19 protein-coding genes are annotated in these 25476 nt (G+C 66.1%); 6 read left to right on the top strand and 13 right to left on the bottom strand.

From position 1 onward, the window contains the following. Positions 1-3: 3 nt before the first annotated feature. Both H0X91_RS12190 and H0X91_RS12185 read right to left on the bottom strand, forming a co-directional pair. Complete coding sequence (locus tag H0X91_RS12190; protein ID WP_034203050.1) at positions 4-2010, bottom strand: phospholipase D-like domain-containing protein; 2007 nt, start codon at positions 2008-2010, stop codon at positions 4-6. Between the two features lie 3 nt (positions 2011-2013). Next, positions 2014-4860 (bottom strand): type VI secretion system Vgr family protein, encoded by a 2847-nt coding sequence (locus H0X91_RS12185; protein WP_124633373.1) that lies wholly within the window; start codon positions 4858-4860, stop codon positions 2014-2016. A 491-nt stretch (positions 4861-5351) separates the two neighbouring features. Between H0X91_RS12185 and H0X91_RS12180 the strand changes: the two genes are divergently transcribed. From H0X91_RS12180 to H0X91_RS12165, 4 genes are all read left to right on the top strand, one after another. Beyond that, positions 5352-6110: a hypothetical protein gene (locus tag H0X91_RS12180; RefSeq protein ID WP_006483080.1), complete on the top strand. Its 759-nt coding sequence runs from the start codon at positions 5352-5354 to the stop codon at positions 6108-6110. A gap of 101 nt (positions 6111-6211) precedes the next feature. Continuing rightward, positions 6212-8596 (top strand): DNA polymerase II, encoded by a 2385-nt coding sequence (locus H0X91_RS12175; protein ID WP_077189813.1) that lies wholly within the window; start codon positions 6212-6214, stop codon positions 8594-8596. 515 nt (positions 8597-9111) lie between these two features. Next, positions 9112-9438 carry a DUF4148 domain-containing protein gene (locus tag H0X91_RS12170; RefSeq protein WP_006483102.1) on the top strand — a complete coding sequence of 109 codons (327 nt, stop codon included), beginning with the start codon at positions 9112-9114 and terminating at the stop codon, positions 9436-9438. Positions 9439-9546: 108 nt separating this feature from the next. Beyond that, entirely contained in the window at positions 9547-10674 is a 1128-nt protein-coding gene (locus H0X91_RS12165) for a J domain-containing protein (protein ID WP_124633374.1), read from the top strand. 16 nt (positions 10675-10690) lie between these two features. Here H0X91_RS12165 and H0X91_RS12160 read toward each other — a convergent pair whose 3' ends face one another. From H0X91_RS12160 to H0X91_RS12135, 6 genes are all read right to left on the bottom strand, one after another. Then, the gene (locus tag H0X91_RS12160; protein WP_006483110.1) at positions 10691-11596 is read right to left on the bottom strand and encodes a LysR family transcriptional regulator; all 906 of its coding nucleotides are present in this window, start codon (positions 11594-11596) and stop codon (positions 10691-10693) included. Between the two features lie 79 nt (positions 11597-11675). Then, positions 11676-12920, bottom strand: a complete 1245-nt coding sequence (locus H0X91_RS12155) for an acyl-CoA dehydrogenase family protein (protein ID WP_006494538.1) — start codon at positions 12918-12920, stop codon at positions 11676-11678. Positions 12921-12959: 39 nt separating this feature from the next. Then, entirely contained in the window at positions 12960-13718 is a 759-nt protein-coding gene (locus H0X91_RS12150; RefSeq protein ID WP_196433054.1) for an SDR family NAD(P)-dependent oxidoreductase, read from the bottom strand. Between the two features lie 7 nt (positions 13719-13725). Continuing rightward, the gene (locus H0X91_RS12145; protein ID WP_034178669.1) at positions 13726-14490 is read right to left on the bottom strand and encodes an SDR family oxidoreductase; all 765 of its coding nucleotides are present in this window, start codon (positions 14488-14490) and stop codon (positions 13726-13728) included. Between the two features lie 49 nt (positions 14491-14539). Next, positions 14540-15571 carry a phosphotransferase gene (locus H0X91_RS12140; protein ID WP_077020600.1) on the bottom strand — a complete coding sequence of 344 codons (1032 nt, stop codon included), beginning with the start codon at positions 15569-15571 and terminating at the stop codon, positions 14540-14542. Between the two features lie 19 nt (positions 15572-15590). After that, entirely contained in the window at positions 15591-16265 is a 675-nt protein-coding gene (locus tag H0X91_RS12135; protein ID WP_196433053.1) for a histidine phosphatase family protein, read from the bottom strand. Between the two features lie 204 nt (positions 16266-16469). Here H0X91_RS12135 and H0X91_RS12130 point away from each other — a divergent pair, with 204 nt between their 5' ends. Next, on the top strand, positions 16470-16625 hold the full coding sequence (locus tag H0X91_RS12130; RefSeq protein WP_006483086.1) for a DUF3309 family protein: 156 nt from the start codon (positions 16470-16472) through the stop codon (positions 16623-16625). A gap of 127 nt (positions 16626-16752) precedes the next feature. On the opposite strand, the gene H0X91_RS12125 is transcribed toward H0X91_RS12130, so the two are convergent. The 3 genes from H0X91_RS12125 to H0X91_RS12115 all read right to left on the bottom strand — a co-directional run bounded on the left by H0X91_RS12125 (position 16753) and on the right by H0X91_RS12115 (position 19439). Next, the gene (locus H0X91_RS12125) at positions 16753-17130 is read right to left on the bottom strand and encodes a BON domain-containing protein (protein ID WP_196433052.1); all 378 of its coding nucleotides are present in this window, start codon (positions 17128-17130) and stop codon (positions 16753-16755) included. A 48-nt stretch (positions 17131-17178) separates the two neighbouring features. Continuing rightward, complete coding sequence (locus H0X91_RS12120; protein WP_124550559.1) at positions 17179-18162, bottom strand: LysR family transcriptional regulator; 984 nt, start codon at positions 18160-18162, stop codon at positions 17179-17181. Positions 18163-18299: 137 nt separating this feature from the next. Further along, a complete protein-coding gene (locus H0X91_RS12115; protein WP_171983953.1) occupies positions 18300-19439 on the bottom strand; it encodes an NAD(P)H-quinone oxidoreductase in 1140 nt (379 codons plus the stop codon). A gap of 92 nt (positions 19440-19531) precedes the next feature. On the opposite strand from H0X91_RS12115, the gene H0X91_RS12110 reads away from it, so the two are divergent. Next, positions 19532-20404, top strand: a complete 873-nt coding sequence (locus H0X91_RS12110; RefSeq protein ID WP_058903558.1) for a LysR family transcriptional regulator — start codon at positions 19532-19534, stop codon at positions 20402-20404. A gap of 25 nt (positions 20405-20429) precedes the next feature. On the opposite strand, the gene H0X91_RS12105 is transcribed toward H0X91_RS12110, so the two are convergent. Beyond that, positions 20430-23195 carry a LuxR C-terminal-related transcriptional regulator gene (locus tag H0X91_RS12105; RefSeq protein WP_196433051.1) on the bottom strand — a complete coding sequence of 922 codons (2766 nt, stop codon included), beginning with the start codon at positions 23193-23195 and terminating at the stop codon, positions 20430-20432. 291 nt (positions 23196-23486) lie between these two features. Next, positions 23487-25154 (bottom strand): fatty acid--CoA ligase, encoded by a 1668-nt coding sequence (locus H0X91_RS12100; RefSeq protein ID WP_034203059.1) that lies wholly within the window; start codon positions 25152-25154, stop codon positions 23487-23489. Positions 25155-25476: the final 322 nt, after the last annotated feature.

Below are 25476 nucleotides of genomic sequence, written 5' to 3'. Positions count from 1 at the left end.
TTTTCAGTCTTTGTAGGTGCGTTCGTTTGACATGCGCATGAAACGAATAATCGAAGCGACGGGTGAATGCTTTCCTCCACCCTGCAGGTCGGCGTTATTGTTAAGAATCATTTCCCATTTATTAAAAGCTTGCCCTGGATCATCCTGCGCCCCCTCCTTGTTCGTATGCAGACTCCACAACTGCTGCCGTAACCTCTTGGTCACGTCACCATTCTCGTGACAGATATTGAGTTCGCTATCCGCCTCCATGCTGCGTGTATTGATGTTGGCCGACCCCAGCGTCGTAAACACATCGTCGATCGTCATCAATTTTGCATGAACGTAGACGGGCACCCACTTGCCCGGCGGGGAATCCGGAGCCACAAGCGTACAGACATGAACCTTGAGGCCATCGTACTCCTTGTTCAGAACAGGCTGCGGCGCACTCTTCATCTGCGATGCAATGGATTCCCGTCGCTGTTTCAACTGCTCGATCCTCGCCTTCGCGTCGGCCACCCGTTTTGCCGAATCGGGCGAGTCGACGATGCCTTGCACTTCGAGAGCCCCGAGCAACGCTTGGTTCGCCTGCGACTGCTGATCCACAACCGCCGCCATCTGATCCTTCAAAGCGGTCTGACGAGCGTCCTCTTGCTCCAACGTCGCGACACCCGGAATGCTCTGCGCCTTCCCCAAGGCATTCAGCATCCGATAAGTATTGACGGTCCCGGTTCCGACTGCCTCGTCGCCCGAATTCGTGATGGCGAACAAATACAACGGGCCATGCACGGTGACGTTGCGTCCCCAACTGACGTGCTTGGCCGCGACCGCTTTGATTGCATTCGCAAGCGGCGGCCATCGGAAATATTGATTCTGGATAAAGACGTGTTGCGTGGCGTTGTTCACCGCCTGCAGATAAAGCTTCTCGATGTCGCGTCGTCCCTTCTGGGACTGTGTACGCGCGATCTGAGCCATCATCGGCGTATCACCACCCGGCGCATATCGAACCTTGAGGCGGTCCTTAAGACCGTCCCGTGCCTTGCCCAGGCCCTGGCCGGTGGCGTCGTCCCATGCCTGGCAAAAGTTCGCATTCAGATACTGCAATACCGGACCGGTCACATAGCTGGAGATGTCCTGCCATGGGCTTGGACCGTTACGCCCGGTCGAAGGGGTCTTTGGCTTGTAACTGTGATCATCCGTATCCCAGTACTGATCGAGCATGTTGTGCCCCATCACGAAACCAACGGCATTCTCCGGGTCCTCATAATCGACAAGCACCATCTTTTGGTGGTGCGTCGGAATTCCAGCACCCATGCCAACACTGTTCATCGCCTTGGTTTGGAGGTCACGATCCTTGTCTTTCCCATGCCAGAACGTGCGCCATGCAATCTCTGCCCGATTGGCGGGACTGAAGCCCCGAGTCGCGAAGTCAATATTCTTTAGTGCGTGGTCTTTGTAGTACTGGGCACGCGCTTTTTCGTAGGCGACTTTCGCCAGGGGATTCAGGGGTGACAGCAGCGAAGTGCTTGTTACGTTATTCAAGTCGGCGCGCCAATACCATTCCACGTCGAACTTCCTTTCTTCGTCGGTTTGATAGTCACGGGACAACATCGAACTCCGACGATAGGTATCGTCCGATATATGTTGCTTCAACCCGGTTACCAGGTCGTAGCCCGGCATGTTGTTCTCGCCAAATTCGGTGAGGTACAACGGATCGCGCCAACACAGCAATCGGACTTTGACGCCTTTCTGCCCCTTCTGCTCAAGCAATTCTCCGATCCGAAGCGAGTGACCGTCGCGCTTGAAATACATGGACGGCTGAAATCCCCAGCAAATGATATCGATGGTGTGCTGGGCTTTCATCAGCACATCATAGAGCGTCCCAAACGCTTCTTTGCCGTTTACCAAGGGCCTGAATGTCGCCTGCTTCGCGGCGTATTCAGTAAATTGCAGAAACCATGGCAGCGTCGCCGTCGCGTTCGACGTGTGATTCAGCGCCAGCGGCGTAGTGAAGGTATTGTTCGGCGTTGCCATGAGCTATGCGTCCGAAGAAGGATTGAGCAGATCGTTGTACTGTTGTCGGTGGACAGCCCGATCGGGCGCGACTTCGTCGTCAGGCGAACTCTCGAGGAACTGAAACCCCTGATTCGCAAGTTTCCCGTTCTCGGCATCCCGATACTCACCCGGCACCGGAATCTCGTGCTTCACCCCGTTCGCCATCTCCAGCGTGTACTTCTGCGTGGTGACCTGATGATCGATCGGCAACTGCCCGGTCTTGTCGAACACCCCTTGCTTGACCAGCGCCCCGTCCGCGTAAAGCTTGTACGGCATGCCGACCGGAACGACACGGGTCGCGGACGGCGAGGCCATGGTATTCAGCATCAGCCGCCGCGTCGGCAAATCCTTGAACGCGGGATGGGTCACATCCATCCGCGCAGGGCCGCTGAACGCATGCTGCGCGCCCTTGATGTCGATCTTTCCCGGCGCATGAATCTCGATGTCGCCCCCTTTGAGCCGAATGTACGCGCCGCCCGACGTCAACAGGATTTCCTGCTGCGCCGATGCCTGGACCTTCTCGGTCACGGAGGCCAGCAACAACGACTTCTGCGCGGTCACTTCGACATTGTCCGCATGAGTCTGAACCTCGATCTTCCCCTTCGCGGCAAACAGCTTCATCCCGGCATTCTGCACGAACAGGCTCAGTTTCTCCGTAATGCTGGCGACCAGCGATTTGCCGGTCGCCACGTGCGTGCTTTGCCCGCTGACGATATTGACGTGCTGATCCGCCGCAACGTGCGTCGACTTCTGCGTCGACAGGCCGATGCCGGCAGGCGCAGCCATGAGGATCACCGGCTGCTTGAACGCACTGGCGTCGCCCGTCCCTCCGCCGGCCGTCACACCGCCACCGCCCGTCGCACCCGATTCGCTGTGCTGCGTCGCATCCGCGAAGGCCTTGAAGGTGTCGTGGCCATCCTTCAGGCTTTCCGCCTTCGACGTTTCGCTTGCCTGCGACAAGCCATCGAGGATATTCGCGGAGCCGTTCAATTGACGCGTCGCCAGGCTGGCATCGAGTGGCTGGCTGGCCACCGGGTGCGTCGTCACGAACAGTCCTCGCCCGGCCCGCAGCGCGCCATAGGCTTCGGAGCTCAAGTCGAAGCCTTTGCCCAGATAACCGCCCCGTGCGTTGTCGTTCTGATCGATCAGGTAGCCCAGGTGCAACGCGGCATTCGTGCTGCTGCTATACAGATGCACGCGGTTCTGGCCCGTGGAGTCGTCCATGACCATCTGGTTGTAACCGCTTCCCGAAAACTCCTGGGACCGGTAGCCCGACAGCAGCGCATTCGAATGCCATCGCGGCTTCGCGGCCCCGTTGTAGACGCGGTGCAATGCAATCGGACGGTCGATGTCGTTCCCGATATGGCCGATCAGCAGTTCCTCGCCTGCGCGCGGCATGTGAACGCCACCGTACCCGTCGCCGGTGTCGGATTGCGCGACACGTACCCAGCACGACGCCCGCTCGTCACCTTCGTTGTGCCGATCCCAGATGAACAGCACCTTGATCCGGTTCAGGCCGTCGGTATACGCCTGCTGCCCTTTGGGGCCGGCCACGATGGCCGATTCCAGCTTGGCTTCCGGTTTCCGGTGTTCGAGCGGGCTGCGATATGGCACGGACGTACGCTGCGCTTCGATGGCAACTCGATAGAAGCCAGTCGAGCCGTCGTCATGCGATACGGTGAACAGCTTGTCGGGGTCGTCCGCATCGGCCTGTTTCACTGCCGAATAGAGGCTGTGTGGATAGTTGGCTTCGTGCCCGGAAAGCGGCACGTTGTTCACGATGATCCACTCGACCTCGATCACCGCGAATTCCCGGTGATCGGCCGCGTCCTGATCGTGCTCGGGATGCCCCGTCAGCGTGAATCGCCGCCCCGCATCGATGCGGCGCACCCCGCCGACACCATCGTAGCGCTTGGCTCGCGACTCCCATTCCTCCATGCGGATCTTGCCGAGATGATCGCCGCGCTCCTGTTCCGGGTACGTATAGCCGCCCGTGTATTCATACACCTCGGCCTGCGACGGCAGATCGCCCTGGTTCGCCATCGTGGGCACCGACGTCGCCTTCGGGTTGGCAGGGGTCGACGGATTCTTGTAGTCGAACGTTCGCGTCGACAGCAGGACGGACTGCAGCGTCCGGGTACCGGCCCACTGCGTCAAGGCGTCCACTTCGCCATGAACGCCCGCCCGCGAAAACTCGACCGTTGCCGGCGCAAGCGGCTCGAGCGTCTGCAGACGGTCGGTCATCACGAGCGTGTGCGATTTGCCGTCCTGCGCTTGTTTCCAGACGCCGTACAGACCTTCGGATTCGAGCAGCCGATGCACGAAATTCCAGTCGGTTTCGTCCTGACGGCAATAGGAACGCGAGGGCAGCGGTTGCGACAATTCAAAGCGATACATTCCGCGCGCCTGCGGATGCGCATCGAATACGTCGGCAATGATCGCGTCGACGGTCTTGTCTTGCCAGTGGCGCTGGTCCCGTCGGAATTTCAGGAAATGCAGCCATGACGAGAAACTGAGCTGATAACACGCGAGTCCGCCATCCACACCGAGTTTTCTCGCGGTATGAATGTAGCCGTGGTGAGGAAAATAGGACTTGTCGGTTTGCTGGATCCACAGCGTGATGGGCTGCGAAATCAGTGCCTTGAGCTGGACATCATTCGATGTCGACACACAGTCGACCATGAACAGGTAATCCCGACCGATACGAGACTGCCCGAACACGCGATGCGGGGTCAAGATGTTACTACCAAGCGGTGTATCGAGCTTGAGAAGCCGTTCCTGCTGAATCAGCCCTCCCGTGAGTGCCCCGATCATGCTGTGCGCATCCATAGCGCCTCTCTCAGAATTATGTTGTTCTCGACCGGCGATTCTACGAATGACGATTCTGTGACGTCAATTGGGTGGAATTCAAATAATTGAAAACTGTAATTGGTTATTCATTGGCGTGAATGCATTTAGTAATACCGAGATGCTGCGACAAGCAGATGCCATTCGTCCTGCACGATGTGGGCCGAGCATTTCCGCGTCGCCTGACGTCCCGCTGCAAGCACCCGTGGCTTGCACGACGACACGGTTCCACCGTCACCGATCCCACCGCGCGATGCCCGAGCCGACCCACCCCGCGGCCCTGCTATGATCGTTTGCCTCGCGCCCGTTGCCCGCCTTTTCACAAAAGGTGCCGGAACAAACGCTACGCCGACGCGAGCCGCTGCAAAAGCCTAAAAAGAGCAATAGAGAGGCGACGGGGCGCCCCTGGCATACCCGCCGCGGATTTCCGATCCGGCCGTGCGGGCGTCGGTCCGCCATCAGGAGACATCTCCATGAATTTCATCTTGCGTGTCGGGCGCACCTGGGACACCCAGATCGATGCCATTCGCGACGCCGTTACCGAACACACGAACCTGATCCGCTACGACAACACGTACTACCGGATCTGTTCGAATGCGGCGCCGCCTTCGTTTACGATCAGCCTGCTTCCCAGCACCGGCGGCACACCGCTCGTGCTCAACATGCGTACGCGCGACCTGTACGTCGAGTTGATCGGCGGTCATCCGTTCGAAAACTACTCGCACAATCTCGACCGGATGCCGTTCGATGCGATCGCCACCAGTGGGAGCGACGCGGTGCGCGGCTTCTCGCTCGATAGCGCGATTCGCGGCCTGCTGCGCACACCCGACGGCGACAAGCGCATGCTCACGCCCGATGATCGCTTCCTCGCGCAATCGCTCGTCGTGTTCTGCGTGGCCGAGTCGCTGCGATTCGACAAGATCGCGACCGAACTCGGGCAGTACTTCCGGTCGTCTTACGATCCGAATCATCCGGAAATCACCAGCTTCCTGAAGGGCGCCACGCCGATCCGGTATCTGCAGTCGTGGTTGAAGATGGCGAAGAACTGGGAAAAAACGACCCGGGACGTATTCGACGGCATCCCCGACAAGATGCGCGAGATCGTCGTCCAGCCGCGCGACCGGTTGTCGCCGGCCGACCGGCAGGCGTCCGCGCGCGTCGACACCACCGCGTTCGGCGAAGTCACGCAGAAGATCGCGCCGGGCATGCGCGTGCTGATGCGGCCGTCGTGACGCTCCGGCTTCCTGCCACCTGGTGCCATCGACCACCGCCGGCGCGAAGCGCTTCCAGGCGCTAAAATCCGCCGCCTGAGCATCCACGACGAGCAAGCGTTTTGACGGCGTTCGAGCAGGGCTTCATCCTTACCCGCCACTGGCGGGACACCGCATCCGGCATCGAGATCGAGTTCTGGCTGGCAACCGGACACGGCCCGCGCCGCGTGCGGTTGCGCCCGCAGGAAGCCGTCGCGTTCATCCCCGCCGAGCAGCAGGCGCTCGCCGAACGCACGCTGGCCGGCGAGCGCGACGCCGAGTTGCGGCCGCTCGCGCTGCGCGACTTCCGGCAGCGCCCGGTCGTCGGCCTCTATTGCAAGCGCTACCGCCATCTGTCCGGGCTCCAGAAACGCCTGGCCGCCGCCGGCGTCGACGTCTACGAAGCCGACGTGCAGCCGCCCGACCGCTACGCGATGGAGCGCTTCATCACCGCCTGCGTCGAGTTTCGCGGCCAGCCCGGCCGCGACGGCACGCTGACCGGCGGCGAGCTGAAGCCGGCGACCGGTTACCGCCCCGCGCTGCGCTGCGTGTCGCTCGACATCGAGACCAGCGTCCACGGCGAGCTGTACTCGATCGCGCTCGAAGGTTGCGGGCAGCGCCAGGTCTACATGCTCGGCCCGCCGAACGGCGACGAACGCGATGGCACCGGCACGCTCGATTTCAATCTCGACTACTGCGACAGCCGGCCCGCGATGCTCGCGCGGCTGAACGACTGGTTCGACGAGCACGATCCCGATGCGGTGATCGGCTGGAATCTCGTGCAGTTCGACCTGCGCATCCTGCACGCGCACGCGGAGCAATACGGCGTGCCGCTGAAACTCGGGCGCGGCGGCAGCGTGCTCGACTGGCGCGCGCACGGCCAGCAGCCCGACCACTTCTTCGCGGGCGCGGCCGGCCGGCTGATCCTCGACGGCATCGACATGCTGAAATCCGCGACGTGGACCTTCCCGTCGTTCAGCCTCGAATACGTGTCGCAGTCGCTGCTCGGCGAAGGCAAGTCGATCGACAATCCGTATCAGCGGATGGACGAGATCCAGCGTCGCTTCGATCACGACAAGCCCGCGCTCGCGCGCTACAACCTGAAGGATTGCGAGCTCGTCACGCGCATCTTCGACAAGGCCGACCTGCTGTCCTTCGCGCTCGAACGCGCGAGCGTCACGGGCCTCGCGGCCGATCGCACCGGCGGGTCGGTCGCGGCGTTCACGCACCTGTACCTGCCGCGCATGCATCGGCTCGGCTATGTCGCGCCGAACCTCGGCGACGTGACGGGGCAGAACAGCCCCGGCGGCTTCGTGATGGATTCGCGCCCCGGGCTGTACGACTCGGTGCTCGTGTTCGACTACAAGAGCCTCTATCCGTCGATCATCCGCACGTTCCTGATCGATCCGGTCGGCCTGATCGAGGGGCTCGCGCACCCCGCCGACGACACATCGGTGCCCGGTTTTCTCGGCGCGCGTTTCTCGCGCACCGCGCACTGCCTGCCCGACATCGTGCGGCGCGTGTGGGAAGGCCGCGACGACGCGAAGCGGCAGCGCAACGCACCGCTGTCGCAGGCGCTGAAGATCATCATGAATTCGTTTTACGGCGTGCTCGGCTCGACCGGCTGCCGCTTCTTCGATCCGCGCCTCGCATCGTCGATCACGATGCGCGGCCACGAGATCATGCACCGCACGCGCAAGCTGATCGAAGCTCAGGGTTACGAAGTGATTTACGGCGATACCGATTCGACGTTCGTATGGCTCGGCCGCGCGCATGACGACGACGAAGCCGGCGCGAAGGGTCGGGCGCTGGTCGAGCACGTGAATCGCTGGTGGCAAGCGCACCTGCGCGAGCAGTTCGGGCTCGACAGCGCGCTGGAGCTGCAATACGAGCGGCATTACCGCCGCTTCCTGATGCCGACCGTGCGCGGCGCGGAAGAAGGCAGCAAGAAGCGCTATGCGGGCCTCGCGGCGACGGCCGACGGCGGCGAGGATCTCGTGTTCAAGGGGCTCGAAACGGTGCGCACCGACTGGACGCCGCTCGCGCAGCAGTTTCAGCGCGAGTTGTACCGGCGCGTGTTCAGGCGCGAACCGTATCAGGATTTCATTCGCGACTACGTGCGGCGCACGCTGGCCGGCGAATTCGACGATCAGCTCGTCTACCGCAAGCGCGTGCGCCGGCCGCTTCGCGAATACGAGCGCAACGTGCCGCCGCACGTGCGCGCGGCGCGCATCGCCGACGAGTTCAATCATGCGCAGGGCCGGCCGCTGCAGTATCAGCGCGGCGGCTGGATCAGCTACGTGATGACGACGGCCGGTCCCGAGCCGCTCGAAACGATGCGCTCGCCGATCGACTATGCGTTCTACCTGAGCCGCCAGCTTCAGCCCGTCGCCGATGCGATCCTGCCGTTCCTGCGCGACGATTTCGAACGCGTGATCTCCGGGCAGGGGCAGTTGTTCGGCGATTGACGGATCACACGCCAGCCCGTCCCGGTTGCGCACGCAACCGAGCCTTGCAGGCCATTCATCGTGCGTCGACCATGAGTCTGCGGATCGATCCGAAGCCGCATCGGTCGGCATTCGCACGTCCCCACCTGCCGCACGACAAGTAAAACCGATTGCCTCGATCAGGCGTCCAGCTTTGACGCCGCGCCGACCGGTCGCTCCGGCCGCATGCCGGATCATTGGCCTCGCGACCGATGCACGCACCTGCCGCTGAGCCGGGCCGTCCCGAGCGACACGATTGATGCAATCAGGGTCGCCTCACCACACGCGTCAGGAACGGCCCATGCGGCAAGCACCGTCGCAGCCATCGCCGATGCGTGATCGCCCCGGCATGCGCATTGCGCACTCTCACGCATTCTGGAACACAGCTCGCCAGGAATCGCCGTTTATCCGGCCGTTCCGGGTTCCTAAACTTGCTCCATCGGTCTGGCGGCCTGCCGCAGGTACGCCGAATCGCAACGAAACCGTCTGAGGAAATCGTGAAATCGCTCATCGTTACCATCGCCGCCGTCACCACTACCGCCACCGCGCTGCTTGCCGCACCGACCCTGTCGTACGCGCAGTCGTCGTCCCACTCGACGCTCACCCGCGCGCAAGTGCGCCAGGAGTTGCTGGACCTCGAATCGGTCGGCTACAACCCGTCGATCGGCGACGGCGACAGCTATCCGGACGACATCGTCGCCGCGCAGGAACGCCTGGCCGCGAAGCGCCTCGCCGAACACAAGAATGCCGAAGCGGGCTACGGCCCGAACGGCGCACCGGGTTCGGATTCCGGCGCGCCGGCAGCGGCGGCCGTGGCGCACTGACGCGCCGCCGGTCGCCGAGAGGAAGCCCCCAACTCCGCGCCGCCCCGCGGGCATGCGGCTAAAATACCGGCCTGCCGCGCGTCCCGCCGCGGCCGGAGGACACTCATCATGACCGCACGTCGCGGTGCCGCGGTCGCCATCGCACCCAGCCACGAGACAGCCAGCCTGTCGAAAGCCCAGCAAACGTTCAATACGCTCGTCAAGCAGATCGAGACGCGGCGCGAGCGGCTCGGCGCGTGGGAAGCCGTGATGCCGGCGTTCCAGAAGAAGTTCGTCCACGCTCTGTTGCCGCTCGAACAGGAAGCGACTGCGCTGCGCATCCGGCTGATCCATCTGCTCGACGACGCGTTCCTGCAGAAGGGCCTGAGCAAGGCCGAGCAGCGCACGCTGTCGGACCTGATCGTCGACATGGTGCGCGATTTGCTCGACGTCAGCGACGACGCGACGTTGAAAATCATCTACGACCGGCATGCCGGACCCGCGCACACCGGCCACGCGGCAGGCGCTCCCGAGCCCGCCAAACCGGGACGGGAACAGGAACCCGAGCCGCAACCGCCAGAAGATCTCGACACGCTGTCGCCCGACGAACTCGCGGCACGCATGCAGGCTGAACTCGACGCCCAGTTCGAGCGCGACATGGCCGCCCATGCGGCCCGCGAGGCGCAGCGCGCCAAGCGCAAGAAGGCACCGAAGCAATCGGCTGCGCAGGCCCGGATCGAAGCCGAGCAGGCCGAATCGAGCAAATCGATCCGCGAGATCTATCGCAAGCTGGCCAGCGCGCTGCACCCCGATCGCGAACCCGATCCGCAGGAGCAGCAACGCAAGACCGTGCTGATGCAGCGGGTCAACCGTGCCTACGAGAAAGGCAATCTGCTCCAGTTGCTCGAACTGCAGCTGGAAATCGAACAGATCGACCGGCGTGCGATCGACGGTCTCGGCGAAGCGCGGCTCACGCGCTACAACGGCATCCTGGAGGAACAGCTGCGCGAACTCGATCAGGAGATCGTGCACGTCGAGCACGACTTCCGGCGCACGTACGGGATCGCGCCGTCCACCAAGGTCGCGCCCGATACCGTGCTGCGCATGCTTGCGCGCGACATCGCCGGCATGCAGCGGAGCAACCAGGATTTGACCGTCACGCTGCGCGAGTTCGAGGATCCGGATCAGGTCAGGAACTGGTTGAAGGACATGAAACGCCGGCCCGCATCGTCACGCTTCGACGACGAATCGTATTGAGCCGCCTGCGCGCGCGTCACCGCACCTCGCCGATCCCGCCCATCAGCGTCATCAATTGCTCGCGCAGCCACTGGCTGCCCTGATCCTGATCGGCGCTGCGATGCCAGTAGCAGAAGTAGTCGAGCCCCGGCATCTCGAACGGCAGTTCCAGAATGCGCGCCGGATAGCGCTGCAGCAGCCGCAGCGGCGCCGTCAGCGCGAGATCGCTTCGCATCGCGATCAGTGGCGCGACCATGTAGTGCTGCACGCGCATCTGGATATTGCGGCGCAGCCCGAGCCGCGTCAGTTCCGCGTCGACGTGCCCGCTGCCCTTGCGGCGGCTCGACACGTGGATGTGGCCCATCGACAGGTAGTCGTCCATGGTCAGCGTGTCGCCGTTGAACGGGTGATCGTCGCGGATCATGCATGCGTAGCGGTCCTGCACCAGCAGCGCCTGGTGCAGATGCGGATCGCCGATCAGCGGCGCGTCGATCGCGATGTCGACCGAGCCGTTCGCGAGCGCGGTCGCGACTTCGCGGCGGTCCATCGTATAGCTGCGCACGTGCATGCCGGGCGCATGCGTCTGCAGCAGTTCGCCGAGCGCGGGCAGCAGCAGCGCCTCGGTCAGGTCGCTCATGCTGAGCCGGAACACGCGCTCGGACGAAGCCGGGTCGAACACGTCGCCTTCATGCGCGCTCGAATCGAGCAGTTGCAGCGCCTCGCGCACGCGGCCGACGATGTTCTCGGCCATCGGCGTCGGCATCATCCCGGCCGGCGTGCTGACGAACAGCGGATCGTTCAGCGTCTTGCGCAGCCGCGCCAGCGCGTTGCTGACGGCCGGCTGCGTGAGGTTCAGCACCTCGGCCGCGCGCGTCAGGTTGCGCTTGTTGTAGATCGCCTCGAATACGACGAACAGGTTCAGATCAATCTTCGAAAGGCGCATCGCCGGATCTCCTTGCCGGCATCTTAATACGGCATGCGCCTCCCGTTCGCCCACGTCGCTCTCCCGCGCGGCGCGCCGCTCAGCCGCGCGGCGGCGGCGTCAGGTACGGCGCGGTCGCGCCGGGTTCGCCGTCCTTGATCTCCATCCGCGCGATCGCCTGCAGGTGCACCTCGTCCGGGCCGTCGGCGAAGCGCAGCGCGCGGCCCCAGGTCCACAGGTCGGCCAGCGGCGTATCGGGGCTCAGGCCCGCCGCGCCGAATACCTGCATCGCGCGGTCGCACACGTCCGTATAGACGGTCGGCACGAGCGCCTTGATCATCGAGATTTCCTTGCGCGCGGCCTTCGCGCCGACCTTGTCGATCATCCACGCGGCCTTCAGCACCAGCAGGCGCGCCTGGTCGATCTCGATGCGCGAGCGCGCGATCCATTCGCCAACCGTGCCGTGCCGGTTCAGCGGCTTGCCGAACGCGACGCGCGACTGCGCGCGGTCGACCATCAGCTCCAGCGCCAGCTCGGCCGCGCCGATCGAGCGCATGCAGTGGTGGATGCGGCCCGGCCCGAGGCGCGCCTGCGCGAGCGCGAAGCCGCTGCCTTCCTCGCCGAGCAGGTTGCGCGCCGGCACCCGCACGTTGTCGAACGTGATCTCGCAGTGTCCTTCCGGCGCGTGGTGATTGACCACCGTGATGTTGCGCACGACCGTCACGCCCGGCGTGTCGCGCGGCACGAGGATCATGCTCTGCTGCTGGTGCGACTCGGCGTCGGGATCGGTCTTGCCCATCACGATGAAGATCTTGCAGTTCGGATGCGCGGCGTTGGTGATGAACCACTTGCGGCCATTGATCACGTACTCGTCGCCGATACGCTCGATGCGCGTCGTGATGTTGGTCGCATCCGACGACGCGACGTCGGGCTCCGTCATCGCGAACGCCGAGCGGATCTCGCCGCGCAAGAGCGGCAGCAGCCACTGTTCGCGCTGCTCGGGCGTCGCGAACATGTGCAGCAGCTCCATGTTGCCGGTGTCCGGCGCATTGCAGTTGAACACTTCCGACGCCCAGCTCACGCGGCCCATGATCTCGGCGAGCGGCGCGTATTCGAGGTTCGTCAGGCCCATCCCCGGCTCGTCGTCCTTCAGGTGCGGCAGGAACAGGTTCCACAGCCCTTCCGCCTTCGCGCGTTCCTTCAGTTCCTCCATGAACGACACCGGATACTGGCCCGCGTGCACTTCGTCGTTCCACTGGCGGATGCGCGGCACGATGTGCGCATCCATGAATGCGCTCACGCGTTCGCGCAGTGCTTCCACTTTCGGGGTGTAGCCAAAGTCCATGATCGACTCCTCGAGATTCCGTGTTTCCGTTCGTTCGGTTCAGAAGGCCGAGACGCCGCCGTCGACGGCGACGGCCTGCCCGGTCAGATACGTGTTTTCCTTCGCGCACAGCGTGAGCATCGTCGCGACGATTTCGTCGGGCCGGCCGAGCCGCTTCATCGGCGAGCCCTGCGCCAGAAAATCCTGGCGCTCGCCGATCTCGCTGTCGGTGACCATCGGCGTCGCGCTGTAGAACGGGCATACCGCATTCACGCGGATGCCGTGGCGCGCATATTCGAGCGCGGCCGTCTTCGTGAGCCCGACCACCGCATGTTTCGACGCCGCATACGCGGCCAGCTTCGGCGCGCCGCCGAGCCCGGCCATCGACGCGACGTTCAGGATCACGCCTTCGCGCTGCGCGAGCATCTGGCGGATCTGGTGCTTCATCCCGAAGAACACGCCTTTCGCATTCACCGCGAAGCTCAGGTCGAGATCGGCTTCGTCGGTGTCGATCAGCGCCTTCATCGGCGGCGCGATGCCCGCGTTGTTGATGCCGACGTCGAGCCGCCCGAAGCGCGCGACGGCTTCCTGCACCAGCGACGCGACGTCCGTTTCGATGCGCACGTCGCAGCGCTGCGCGAGCACGTCGGCGCCGCCCGCGTGCAACGGCGCGGCCACGCGTTCGTGCGCATCGCCGTTCAGGTCGCCGAGCGCGAGCCGCGCGCCCATCGCGGCGAGCTCGCGCGCGAGCAGCGCGCCGAAGCCGCTCGCGGCGCCGGTGATCATCACGGCCTGGCCGGCGTAGCTGTCGAGTTTCATCGCGCGCTCAGATCGTCAGGCCGCCGTCGACGACGATGCATTCGCCGTTCGTGTAGCTCGCCGCGTCCGACACGAGATACAGCACGGTGCCGGCCATTTCGCGCGGCTCCGCGTGGCGGCGCAGCGGAATCTTCGTCATCCAGGTTTCGTAGATGTCCTTGTCGGCGAACAGCGCGCCCGCGAACTTCGTCTTCGTGAGGCCCGGCAGCAGCGCGTTCACGCGGATGCCGAGCGGCCCGCATTCCTTCGCGAATGCCTTCGTCATGTTGACGACGGCCGCCTTCGTGATCGAGTAGATGCCTTGCCGGTCGCCCGGCTGCAGCGCGTTCACCGACGCCGTGTTGACGATCGCGCCGCCGCCGTGCGTCTTCATCAGCTTGCCGGCCTCGACCGACATGAAGAAGTAGCCGCGGATGTTCACGTCGACGGTCTTCTCGTACGCGGCGAGATCGGTATCGAGGATGTGCCCGAAATACGGGTTCGCGGCCGCGTTGTTCACGAGGATGTCGAGACGGCCGTGCTTGCCGCGGATGTGCTCGAACGTCGCGGCGATGTCCTCCAGACGCCCGACGTGGCACGCGAGCGCCTCGGCGCGGCCGCCCGCCGCGACGATTGCGTCCGCAACCGCCTGGCAGTCGTCGATCTTGCGGCTCGACACGATCACGTGCGCGCCTTGTTCGGCGAGCAGCTTCGCGATTTCCTCGCCGATGCCGCGGCTCGCGCCCGTCACCAGTGCGATCTTGCCCGTCAGGTCGAACAGGTTCGTTGCCATGTTGCTGTGCTCCTCCATTGATTGGTTGTCGTGTCGCCGCGCGGCGATATCAGCGATGCGCGTCGATCACGCCGACGGCCAGTTCGGCCAGCCGGCCGGCCATTTCGCCGACGCGCAGCGCCTGCTCGCTCGATGCGTTGCCCTGCAGCGCGCGCGCCTTCACGCCCTGCGCGATCGCCGCGAGCCGGAAGAAACTGAAGGCGAGGTAGAAATGCCAGTCGCGGATCGGCGCGATGCCGCGCAGCTCGCAGTAGCGCGCGACGATCGCCGCTTCGTCCGGAATCCCGAGCGCCGCGCGATCCAGGCCCGCGAGCCCGCGCACCTGGCCGCCCGACGGCAGCCGCAGGCACATGCAGAAATACGCGAGATCGGCGAGCGGGTTGCCGAGCGTCGACAGCTCCCAGTCGAGCACGGCCTGCACGCGATAGCCGTCGCGCGCGAACATCAGGTTGTCGATCCGGAAATCGCCGTGCACCAGCGCCGGCCGGCCCGTGTCCTCGGGGCATGCTTTCGGCAGCCAGTCGATCAGCGTCTCCATCGCGTCGAGGCGGCCGGTTTCGGCCGCGCGATACTGCTTCGTCCACACGCCGATCTGGCGTTCGAAGTAGTTGCCTGGGCGGCCGTAGTCGGCGAGGCCCACCGCGTCGACATCGACGTCGTGCAGCGCGGCCATCGTCTGCAGCAGCGCGTCGTAGCAGGTCGCGCGCTCGGCCTTCGGCAGTTCGGGCAGCGCGGGATCCCAGAAGATCCGGCCGTCCTCGAAACTCATCACGTAGAACAGGCTGCCGATCACGTCGCGGTCTTCGCACAGGTGATACGGGTGCGCGACCGGAACGGCGGTGCCCGACAGCGCGGTGAGCACGCGGAATTCGCGGTCGACCGCGTGCGCGGATTTCAGCAGTTCGCCCGGCGGCTGGCGACGCAGCACGTAGCGGCCGCTCTTCGCATTCAGCAGGAAAGTCGGATTCGACTGGCCGCCGGCAAACTTCTCCGTGTCGACCGGGCCTTCGAAGCCCGGCACGTGCGTTTCCAGATAGCGCGTGAGGCGGGCTACGTCGAGTTGCTGGGAAGGGTTCGTCATCGTCGCGATCGTTCGTGGGTCAGCCGTAGGTGCGCAGCGCGTGTCGTTCGGGATCCTCCAGATGCGGGATGCCGTTGAACGACGCGAGGTGGAACGCCTCGGCGTTGAAGAAAAACTGCGAAAGACTGCTGTTGCGGATCTGCAGGTTCAGCGCGATCGCGCTCGACGGCGGCGCCGCGAGCACCTGCTGCACGGTGACCGCGATCGGGCCGCCGGAGCTCACCACCAGCACGCGCTGGCCGCCGCCGTGGCGGATCGCGGCGCGCGCGTCAGCCACGCGCTGCTGGAAATGGGCCCAGGTTTCGGGGGCCGCATCGCCGAGCTTGTCCTCGGTCCACAGCTGCAGCACCTGCCGGAGCGCGCGGAAATGTTCCTTCATCGAGCCGGCCGCGAGCCGCGCGATTTCCGGGTAGTCGCTGGCGGCGGCCGCGAACAGCCCGTGGAAATCGTATTCGTTCAGGCCCGGATGGCGATCGACCGCGACGCCTTCGCGGCCCATCCCGCGCAGGATCGCGGCGACCGTCTGCGCATGGCGGTTCATCGTGCCGCAGATCACGCGGTCGAACGCCAGGCCCTGCCGCGCGAAATATTCGCCGAGCCAGACGCCCTGCTGGTCGCCCGCTGCGGAAAGCCGGTCGTAGTCGTCGGTGCCGAACGACGCCTGCCCGTGCCTTACCAGAAAGAGTTCAGCCATTGCGCTCGCCTGAGGGAAAACCGAAGGCCCAGCATAGCGACCGGCCCCGCATTTTTGAAATTTATTTTCTGAATCAGCCGGTATTCATCGCATGAATTCAGGAGATTCAGACAACGCGCTTGCGCCGGCTTTCAACAGCAGCCGTGTCACGGCACGCGAATTGCGACAGCCGACACCGTGTCGAATCAATCCAGGAGGGATGCGATGCTCGGTACGATCCTCATCATCGTTCTGATTCTGCTGCTCATCGGAGCATTTCCTGCATGGCCGCATAGCCGAAGCTGGGGCTACTGGCCATCGGGGACCGTCGGGCTGATCGTCGTCATTGTCGTGATACTGGTGCTGCTCGGTCGCATCTGACGCCCCGCCACCGGCGGCGGGACGCGTCGCAGCCGGCACGGGTGCGTGCCTTCCCGAGCCTTCGCCGTGGATTCTTTACACGACGAAACCCGCAAAGACATGCACCCGATGCCGTCAACCCTTTCCGTTACTGGCCACCCTCCAGGCGCAACTGGAGCTTGCTCTTCACCGACGTCACGCCGGGTACCTGACGGGCCGCGTCCACCGCGGCCCGGTCCTGGGACTCGTCGGCGATCTGCCCGGCCAGTGTCACGTCGCCCGTCTTCGCCTTCGCGAACACGGTGACCTGCGCATTGCCCACGCCGGGCGCCCTCACGATGGCCTGCCGAACCCTCTTCGCGAATGCGCGGTCGGCCGCGCGCTCGGCTTTCTTCGTCGCACGCGGCGACGCGGTTGCCGACGCCGCCTGCTCGGCGGGCGCAGCGGACGGGGCGGACTGCGCGTGAGTGGCCAGCGGCGACAGCGCAACGAAACCTGCAACGACGATTGCAAAACGAGACTTCATCGGATTCTCCTCGACAGGAACCAATGGGTACGACGGATGGGCCGGCCGTCAGGCCGTGACGCCCGACAACGCACGGGCATGCTCGCGGCCGTGCGGCGCCGCGAGCGCGTCCAGCGCGCGCGCGTCGGCTTTCAGCGCGGGCGACAGCGTCGCGCGCAGATGATCGACGAAGGTGCGGACCTTCGCGTCCAGGAAGCGGCGCGACGCATACATCGCGTACACGTCGAGCATCGTCAACCGGTAGTCCGGCAGCACGCGCACGAGCCGCCCGCTGCGCAGGTCGTCGATCGCCGAATAGATCGCCAGCGAGCCGATGCCCAGCCCCGCGCGCAGCGCGATCGACATCGCCTCCGGCGCATTCGCGTGGAACGGCGCGGCCGTGACCGCATGCGACACCGCCTGGCCGCCCGCGCCGTGCAGCAGCCATTCGCCGTTCGCTTCCGCCGGCGTATCGAGGCGCAGGCAGGTATGGCGCGCCAGGTCGGCGGGCACGGCCGGCGCGCCGTGGCGGGCGAGGTAGGCCGGCGACGCGACCAGCACGCTGAAGGACGTGCCGCACGAATGCGCGATGCACGCGGAGTCCGGCAGGCTCGCGGCCGTGACGACCGACACGTCGTAGCCCTCCTCGACGAGATTGGGCATCCGCTGCGAATAGGTCATCTCGATGGCGACGTCGGGAAAGCGCGCCCGATAGGCGACGGCCGACGCGGTGACATGGCTCTGCCCGAGGCCGGGCATCGTATGCACGCGCAGGCGTCCGTATGGGCGGACCAGCGCGTTCCTCGCCTCGGCGTTCGCCTGGTCGACATCGCCGAGGATCGATTGCAGACGCTCGAAATAGCGGCGTCCGCTGTCGGTCAGCGCGATTTTCCGGGTGGTCCGGTTCAACAGACGAATCTGCGCATACGCTTCCAGGCTCGCGACGGCCCTCGACACCTGGGCGGTCGCGACATCGGTCTGCTTCGCCACGGCGGAGAAGCTGCCGGCCTGCACGACGCGAACGAACGTCCGCATGTTCTCGAGCATGTCCATTTCGACTCATCGTCCAGTCCGGTGCTGCATCCACGCGACGCGCCGACGGGGCGCGGCGACGCATTCGGTGCCCCGATTGTCGGACCATCCCCGCCGCGGCTTCAGCCCCCCGACCGGGGGGCTGAAGGGTAGGCCGATCATGTGGAATGCTTGGCGTTTGCGTCGACGGCGGCCCGCAGCGATCCCTCCGCAGCCCGCGTCGCCAGCACGATCTTGCCGATATGTCGCCCCGAATCCATCAGCTCGTGCGCCGCACGGGCGTCGCGCAGATCGAACAGCCGATAGACCCGAGGCTTGACCGTGCCTTGCCGGATCAGCGGCCACACGGCCTCCTCGAGCTCGCGAATGATCTGCGCCTTCTCCGCGTAAGTGCGCGAGCGCAGCGTCGAGCCGATGTGCGTGAGCCGCTTCGTCAGCATCGGAAACAGGTCGAGCGCCTTCGCGGGGCCATTGATCACGCCGATCTGCACGATGCGCCCGTTCATCGCGGCCGCCGCGAAATTGCGCGCGACGTAGTCGCCCGCGATGATGTCGACGATCACGTCGACGCCCTTGCCGCCCGTGAAGCGCGCGACCGCCTCGACGAAATCCTCGCTGCGATAGTCGATCGCGAGATCCGCGCCGAGCCGCATGCTCGCGTCGCGTTGCGCGTCCGACCCGACGGTCGTGATGATCGTCGACGCGCCGAACGCCTTCGCCAGCATCGTCGCCGTCGTGCCGATGCCCGACGCGCCGCCGTGGATCAGCACGCTTTCGCCGGGCGACAACCGGCCGCGCTGGAACAGGTTCAGCCAGACCGTCATGAAGGTCTCCGGCAGCGCCGCCGCCTCGGCCATCCCGAGGCCGTCGGGAATCGCGAGCGTGTTGCTCTCGTTCGCCACCGCGTATTCCGCGTAGCCGCCGCCGGGAATCAGCGCGCAGACGCGATCGCCGACGGCGAACCGCGTGACGTCGCGGCCGACCGCGACGATTTCGCCGGCGATCTCGAGGCCGGGAATGTCGGACGCGCCGGGCGGCGGATCGTACAGCCCCTTGCGCTGGAACACGTCCGGGCCGTTGACGCCGGCCGCATGAATCCGGATCAGCACGTCGTCGGGGCCTGGCACCGGTACGGCGCGGGTCGCCGGCACGAGCACGTCGGGGCCGCCGGGACGCACGATTTCGATCGCGGTCATGTGGGTGGGAAGGGGGTTCGCGTCATCAATCACGATATGATCCTCAACGTTCGTCGATGCGCGGCCGATTCGCGGGCCATCCGCGAATCGCGGCATCGCCATGTGTGTGAAGCCAGTCTATGGGCGATGCCGCTGGCGGGCACGCAGCGATTTACCGGTCGGGGAATGCAAAAATGCATCAGTCGGGACACACGATGAACTGGGACGACGCGCGCGTCTTTCTCGCGATCCATCGCGAACGCACGCTGCGCCGCGCGGCGCAGACGCTCGGCGTCGATCAGGCGACGGTCGGGCGGCGGCTCGCGACGCTCGAGCACATGCTCGGCGCGACGCTGTTCCTGCGCTCGTCGAAAGGCTATCTGCCCACGCCGGTCGGCGAACTGGCGCTACGCGCCGCCGAGGCGATGGAGCAGCACGCGCACGAGCTGGTGCGGCTGACGCACGGGGTCGACCGGCGGCTTGCCGGCGAGGTGAAGATCACGACGACCGACGCGCTCGCGATCGAGTTCGTGATGCCGTCGATCGCGCGGCTGCACGCGAAACATCCCGACGTCTCCGTCGCGCTGAACACGTCGACCCACATCCTGAATCTCGCGAAGCGCGAAGCCGATATCGCCATCCGCACCGTGCGGCCCGAGAACCCTGATCTGGTCGCGCGCCGGCTGGCGTGCTGGGACATGGGCCTGTTCGCGTCGCCCGACTATCTGCACCGGCACGGCGAGCCCGAGCGCGGCCGCGCGTTCGCGGGTCACGATCTCGTCGTCTACCAGCCGTACATCGACGCCAGCCGCAAGCCGACCCTCGCCGGCGAACCGATCGACGGCGGGCGCATCGTCACGCGCACGAACTCGAACCTGATGATGCGCGCGGCGCTGCGCGCGGGCCTCGGCGTCGGCGAGATTCCCGTCCACATGGGCGAGCGCGACGGGCTCACGCGCATCTGGCCGGACCGCATGCGGCAGTCGCCGTACGAGGTCTGGCTCGTCACGCACCGCGACCTGCGCCACACCGCGCGCATTCGCGCGGCGATCGACGAGATCGTGGCCGCGTTCGCCGCGCACCGCTGACGCGCGCCGGCACCGTATCGACCGGTCATTCGTCGTCGCGCCGCACCCGCGACGGATCGAGCGCCAGCCCGCTGCGCACCGCCTGGATGCGCGACGTCACGTTGAGCTTCTCGAAGACGTTCTTCAGGTGCCACTTGATCGTCTCCGGCGCGACCCGCAGCGCACGGGCAATTTCCTTGTTCGACAGGCCGCGCGCGACGTAGTCGAGGATCTCGACTTCCCGTGCGCTGAGGTTGCCGGGCCCACCCTGCCGCGTGGCGGGCGTGGCGTTCGATTGCCGCTGCCCGTCGAACGCACGGGCCAGATCGCGCAGATACCATGCGCCGACCGCCGGAAAGCGGTCGGCACGCTTGTGTACGCGCGCCAGCAGGCGCTCGGCCGCGGCCCCTTCGTCGACGAAGGTTCGGACGAGTCCGTTGCCCTGGCCGTATTCGAGCGCGCGCGCCAACGCCGCGAGCGCCGCGCTTTCGTCGCCCGCCTGGTCGAGCGCGATCGCAAGCAGCACGGCCGCCTGCGCCGCGAACCAGTCGAACCCGCGTGCGGCCAGCACCGCGTGCACGGTCGCCATGCGTTGGGCCGCCTCGCTCGCGCGCGCATCGGCGAGCAGCAGCCTGGCCTGCGCGGATTGCGCCATCTGCCACGTCTCGACGTGGCTCGACGCTTCGTCCGGCGGCACGGGCGACACCAGCGACGCCAGCGCCCGCCCCACGCGATGGGCTTGCGTCGGCTTGCCGGCGGCCAGATGCAGCCGGATACCGGTCGCCATGCACGCGACGCGCAGCCGCAGCCATTGCCGGCTGCACGCGACGCGATCGGCTTCGTCGAGCATGTCGTGCGCGCGCGCATCGTTTCCCGACTGGAATTGCAGCAGCGCGGCCGTCTGCATGAACCTCAGCAACGGCCCGAGCGAGCACGCCTGCATCGCGATGTCGAAGCGGTCGGCCTGCGCGTCGCGCACCTTCGCCCAGTCGTTCCATTCGTAATAGATCGCCGACAGATAGCCGGCCGACAGCGCCGTCGCCGCCGACAGGCGTCCCGCCGATCGTTCGGCGGCCCGCAGCGCCGTCTCGAACGTCTTCGACGCGTCGTGCAGCCGGCCCGCGACGAACTCGGCCAGGCCCGACATGTTCTGGCGGTACACGTTCGCGTAAAGCGGCTCGTGTCCGGACGCCGCGTGTTCCGCGCGCGCGCCGAGATCCCGCACGTCGCCGAGGCGGCCCGCGTAGCCGAGCCCGAAGATCAGCGTCGTCTGCCCGATCTGCTCGACCCACGAACCGGCCGGCGGCGCGGCCGCGAGTACGCGCTCGCCGAGCTGCAGCGATTCGATGCTGTGATCCGACAGCCCGGCGATCAGCGAGCGGACGGCCAGCAGTTCGGTCGCCGTGACGGCATCGGTATCGAGTCGCCCGGCCGCGATGTCGGCTTCCAGCGCTTCCAGCGCGCGGCGCGCCTCGACGATCTGCATCGACAGCGCGAGCGCCCACGTATGCGCGATCCGCAACCGCAGGCGGCCCGCCAGCGCCTGCGCGGGCAGGCGCGACACCCAGTCGAGCACCGTGCGCACGTCGCTCGACGCGATGAGCTTCATCGCGCACGCCTCGACCCAGCCGGCCGCCGCGTCGAAGTCGCCCGCCGCGAGCGCGTGCCTGACGGCGTCCGGCCATTGCCGCTCGGCCGCGTACCAGGCGCTCGCGCGACGATGCAGCGTGGCCACCGCGCCGGGCTCGCGCAGCGCCAGTTCCTCCCGCAGGTATTGCAGGAACAGCGCGTGATAGCGGTAGCGCCGGCGGTCACCGTCGATCGACCGGATGAACAGGTTGTGCGCATTCAGCCATTCGAGGCAATCGAGCGCATCGTCGCGGCCGGTCAGTGCATCGCACAGCGCCGGCGTCATCCGGTCGAGCACCGCCGTATGCAGCAGGAAGTGGCGGATCGCGTCCGGCACCTGCGTCATCACGTTGTCGTTCAGGTACGCGGCAATGCCGGCACGCGCGTGGCTGACCTGCTCGGCCACGCGCGCCGCGTCGCTGTCGTCGTGCAGCGCCAGGGCCGCCAGTTGCAGGCCCGACACCCAGCCTTCGGTCGCCGCGCGCAGACGCGCGACGTTGTCCGCATTGAGCGGCTTGCCGGCCACCCGCTCGAAGAACGCACGCGTCTCCGTGTCGTCGAAACGCAGGTCGTGCTCGTCCACCCGCACGAGTTCGTCGCGCGATTCGAAATAGCTGAGCGGCAACGCGGGTACCGAGCGGCACGCCAGCACGACGTGCAGGTTCGACGGCGCGTAGCGCAGCAGGTCGAACATCGCGTCGTGAATGACCGGCGACGCGAGGCGATCGAAGTCGTCGAGCATCAGGAACAGGTCGACGCCCGCGCTGTCCAGTTCGTTGAGCAGTTCGTCGAAGACGGTCTTCAGCGGAATCAGCGCGCGATCGCGCAACAACTGCTGCGCGCGGGCGCCGACACCGCCGGTTACGTCGACGATCGCGGCGACCACGTAGGACGCGAAGATCGACGCGTTGTCGTCGTCCTGGTCGAGACTCACCCACGCGACTTTGACGTCCGACGCCACCAGCGCGTGGCGCCATTCCGCCAGCAGCGTGGTCTTGCCATATCCGGCCGGCGCGCACACGAGCGTCAGCCGGCGGTCGAGGCCGCGCCTGAGCCGGCCGAGCCGCGCGATGCGCGCCACGATGCCGCGGGCCGACGCCGGCGCCAGCTTGGTGCGCACCAGCACTTCGATCGCATCGGGGTCCGGCGGGCGGGCCGGTTGTCTGCTGTCCATCGGCGCCATGCTGTTCGTGTTCTCCTCGCGCTGATCGCGTGTCCGCCGGCCCGCCGGCGAAGCCGCCGGCCGGGCCCGGTCTCGCCGTGCGCCGAAAACAGCATAACGATTCGACGCCGGCCGTCAAAAGTAGGTGATGTCCGTACCGGCGTGGGCGCGCGCAGCGCGTATCGGTCCGCGACACGGGACCCGCATTGTTCTCGAACCGGCGCGCGATGTTCAGCCCCCCATTCGGGGGGTTACCCCCGGGCGGGGAGCCGCGGGGCCCTGGCCGCCGGCGTCTGGGCGGCCGGGCACCCGTCAGTCGGGCTGGTAGCGCTCGCGCAACGCGCGCTTGTTGATCTTCCCGACGCTCGTCTTCTCGATCGCGTCGACGATCAGCAGCCGTTCCGGCACCGCATAGCGCGAGATCAGCCCGCGGTCGGCCACCTGCTTCACGTGCGCTTTCAATTCCTCCGGCTCGACGCGGCCAACCTGCTCGTCGGTCAGCACGACGAGCGCGAGCGGACGCTCGCCCCAGCGCGCATCCTTCACGCCGATCACCGCCGATTCGCGCACGGCCGGATGACGCGACAGGATGCTCTCGAGTTCGAGCGACGAGACCCATTCGCCGCCCGTCTTGATCACGTCCTTGATGCGGTCGGTGATCTGCAGCCGGCCATCGGGATCGATCACGCCGATGTCGTTCGTATGCAGATAGCCGCCGGCCCACAGCGCGGCCGACGCCGGCGCATCGCCGAGATAGCCTTGCGTCGCCCACGGCATCCGCACGACGACCTCGCCCGCCGACCGGCCGTCGTGCGGCACGTCGCGAAACTGCGCATCGACGATGCGCAGGTCGACGAGCGGCAACGGCAGCCCCGCCTTGGTCCGGCGCGCGATGTCGTCGTCGGCCGACGCACCGCCGGCCGCGCGCGGCGGGTCGATCTGCGCGATCGTCATCAGCGGGCAGGTTTCCGACATCCCGTACCCCGTGTAGACCTCGATGCCGCGCGCGAGCGCCGCCCGCGCGAGCCCGTCGGACAACGGCGAGCCGCCGACGATCACCTTCCACGCCGACAGGTCGACCGCCGCGGACGCCGGGCTGTCGAGAATCATCGCGAGCAGCGTCGGCACGCAATGCGAGAACGTCACCGCTTCGCGCGCGATCAGCGCCACCAATCCGTCCGGCGAATAGCGGCCCGGATAGACCTGCTTGAGCCCGAGCGCGGTCGCGATATACGGCATCCCCCAAGCGTGCACATGAAACATCGGCGTGATCGGCATGTAGACGTCGTCGCGATGCACGCGGCCGCGATCGCGCGCGCTCGACAACGCCGCCATGCCCGCGAGCGTATGCAGCACGAGCTGCCGATGGGTGAATGCAACGGCCTTCGGCAGGCCGGTGGTGCCGGTCGTGTAGAACGTCGTCGCGCGGGTTTGCTCGTCGAAATCGGGGAACGCGAAATCGGGCGAACCGGCCGCGACGAGCGCCTCGTATTCGTCGGTGAAACCGTCCGGCAAACCGGCTTCATCGCCGTCGGCGATCAGCACGACGTGCCGCACCGTATCGAGCCGGTCGCGCATCCCCGCCAGCAGCGGCAGGAAGTCGCGGTGAACCAGCACGATGCGCGCGCCCGAATGGTTGAGCGTATACAGCAACTGATCGGGCGACAGCCGGACATTGGCCGTCATCAGCACCGCGCCCATCATCGGAATCGCGTGGTAGCACTCCAGATAGCGATGGCTGTCCCAGTCCAGCACGGCGACGACGTCGCCCGCGCCGACGCCGATCGACGCCAATCCGCTCGCGAGTTGCCCGATGCGATGCCGGAACGTCCAGTAATCGTGCCGGACCCGGTCGCCATACACGATCTCCTGCTCGGGCCGCGTCGCCAGCGGCGCATGAAGCAGCTGCTTGATCAGCAGCGGATACGCATGGGCGGACGGTGCCGGCTCGTCTTGCGGATACGGGTATGACGAATTCATGAATGTCTCCATGGGCGACCGGTCGGGTCGTCGAGCGTGCGGCCACGATACCGGACCGGCCGGCTTTCGCGCCCCCCCCTGTCCGGGGGGAGCGGGCCTCCTGGCCGGCACCGGCGGCGGGCCGCTCGTACACGTATCACGGCGATCGGCGCACGAGACCCACCCGTTCGGGGAGGCGCCCGCCGCGACATGCCGTTGTAGGATTCATCGCAGCGCGTATTCTTCCTGTGAGATCCCCGTCCGCCCGACCGGGCATGACCGGAAAGCCAGGCCGCCGCGCAATCGGCGCGCCGACTCACGCATGCATCTCACCGGCCCCGCC

Source organism: Burkholderia sp. 9777_1386 (genome assembly GCF_015712265.1).
Lineage (GTDB): Bacteria > Pseudomonadota > Gammaproteobacteria > Burkholderiales > Burkholderiaceae > Burkholderia > Burkholderia cenocepacia.
The sequence above is the reverse complement of the archived record's forward strand: the minus strand, read 5'-3'. Positions and strand labels throughout refer to the sequence as shown.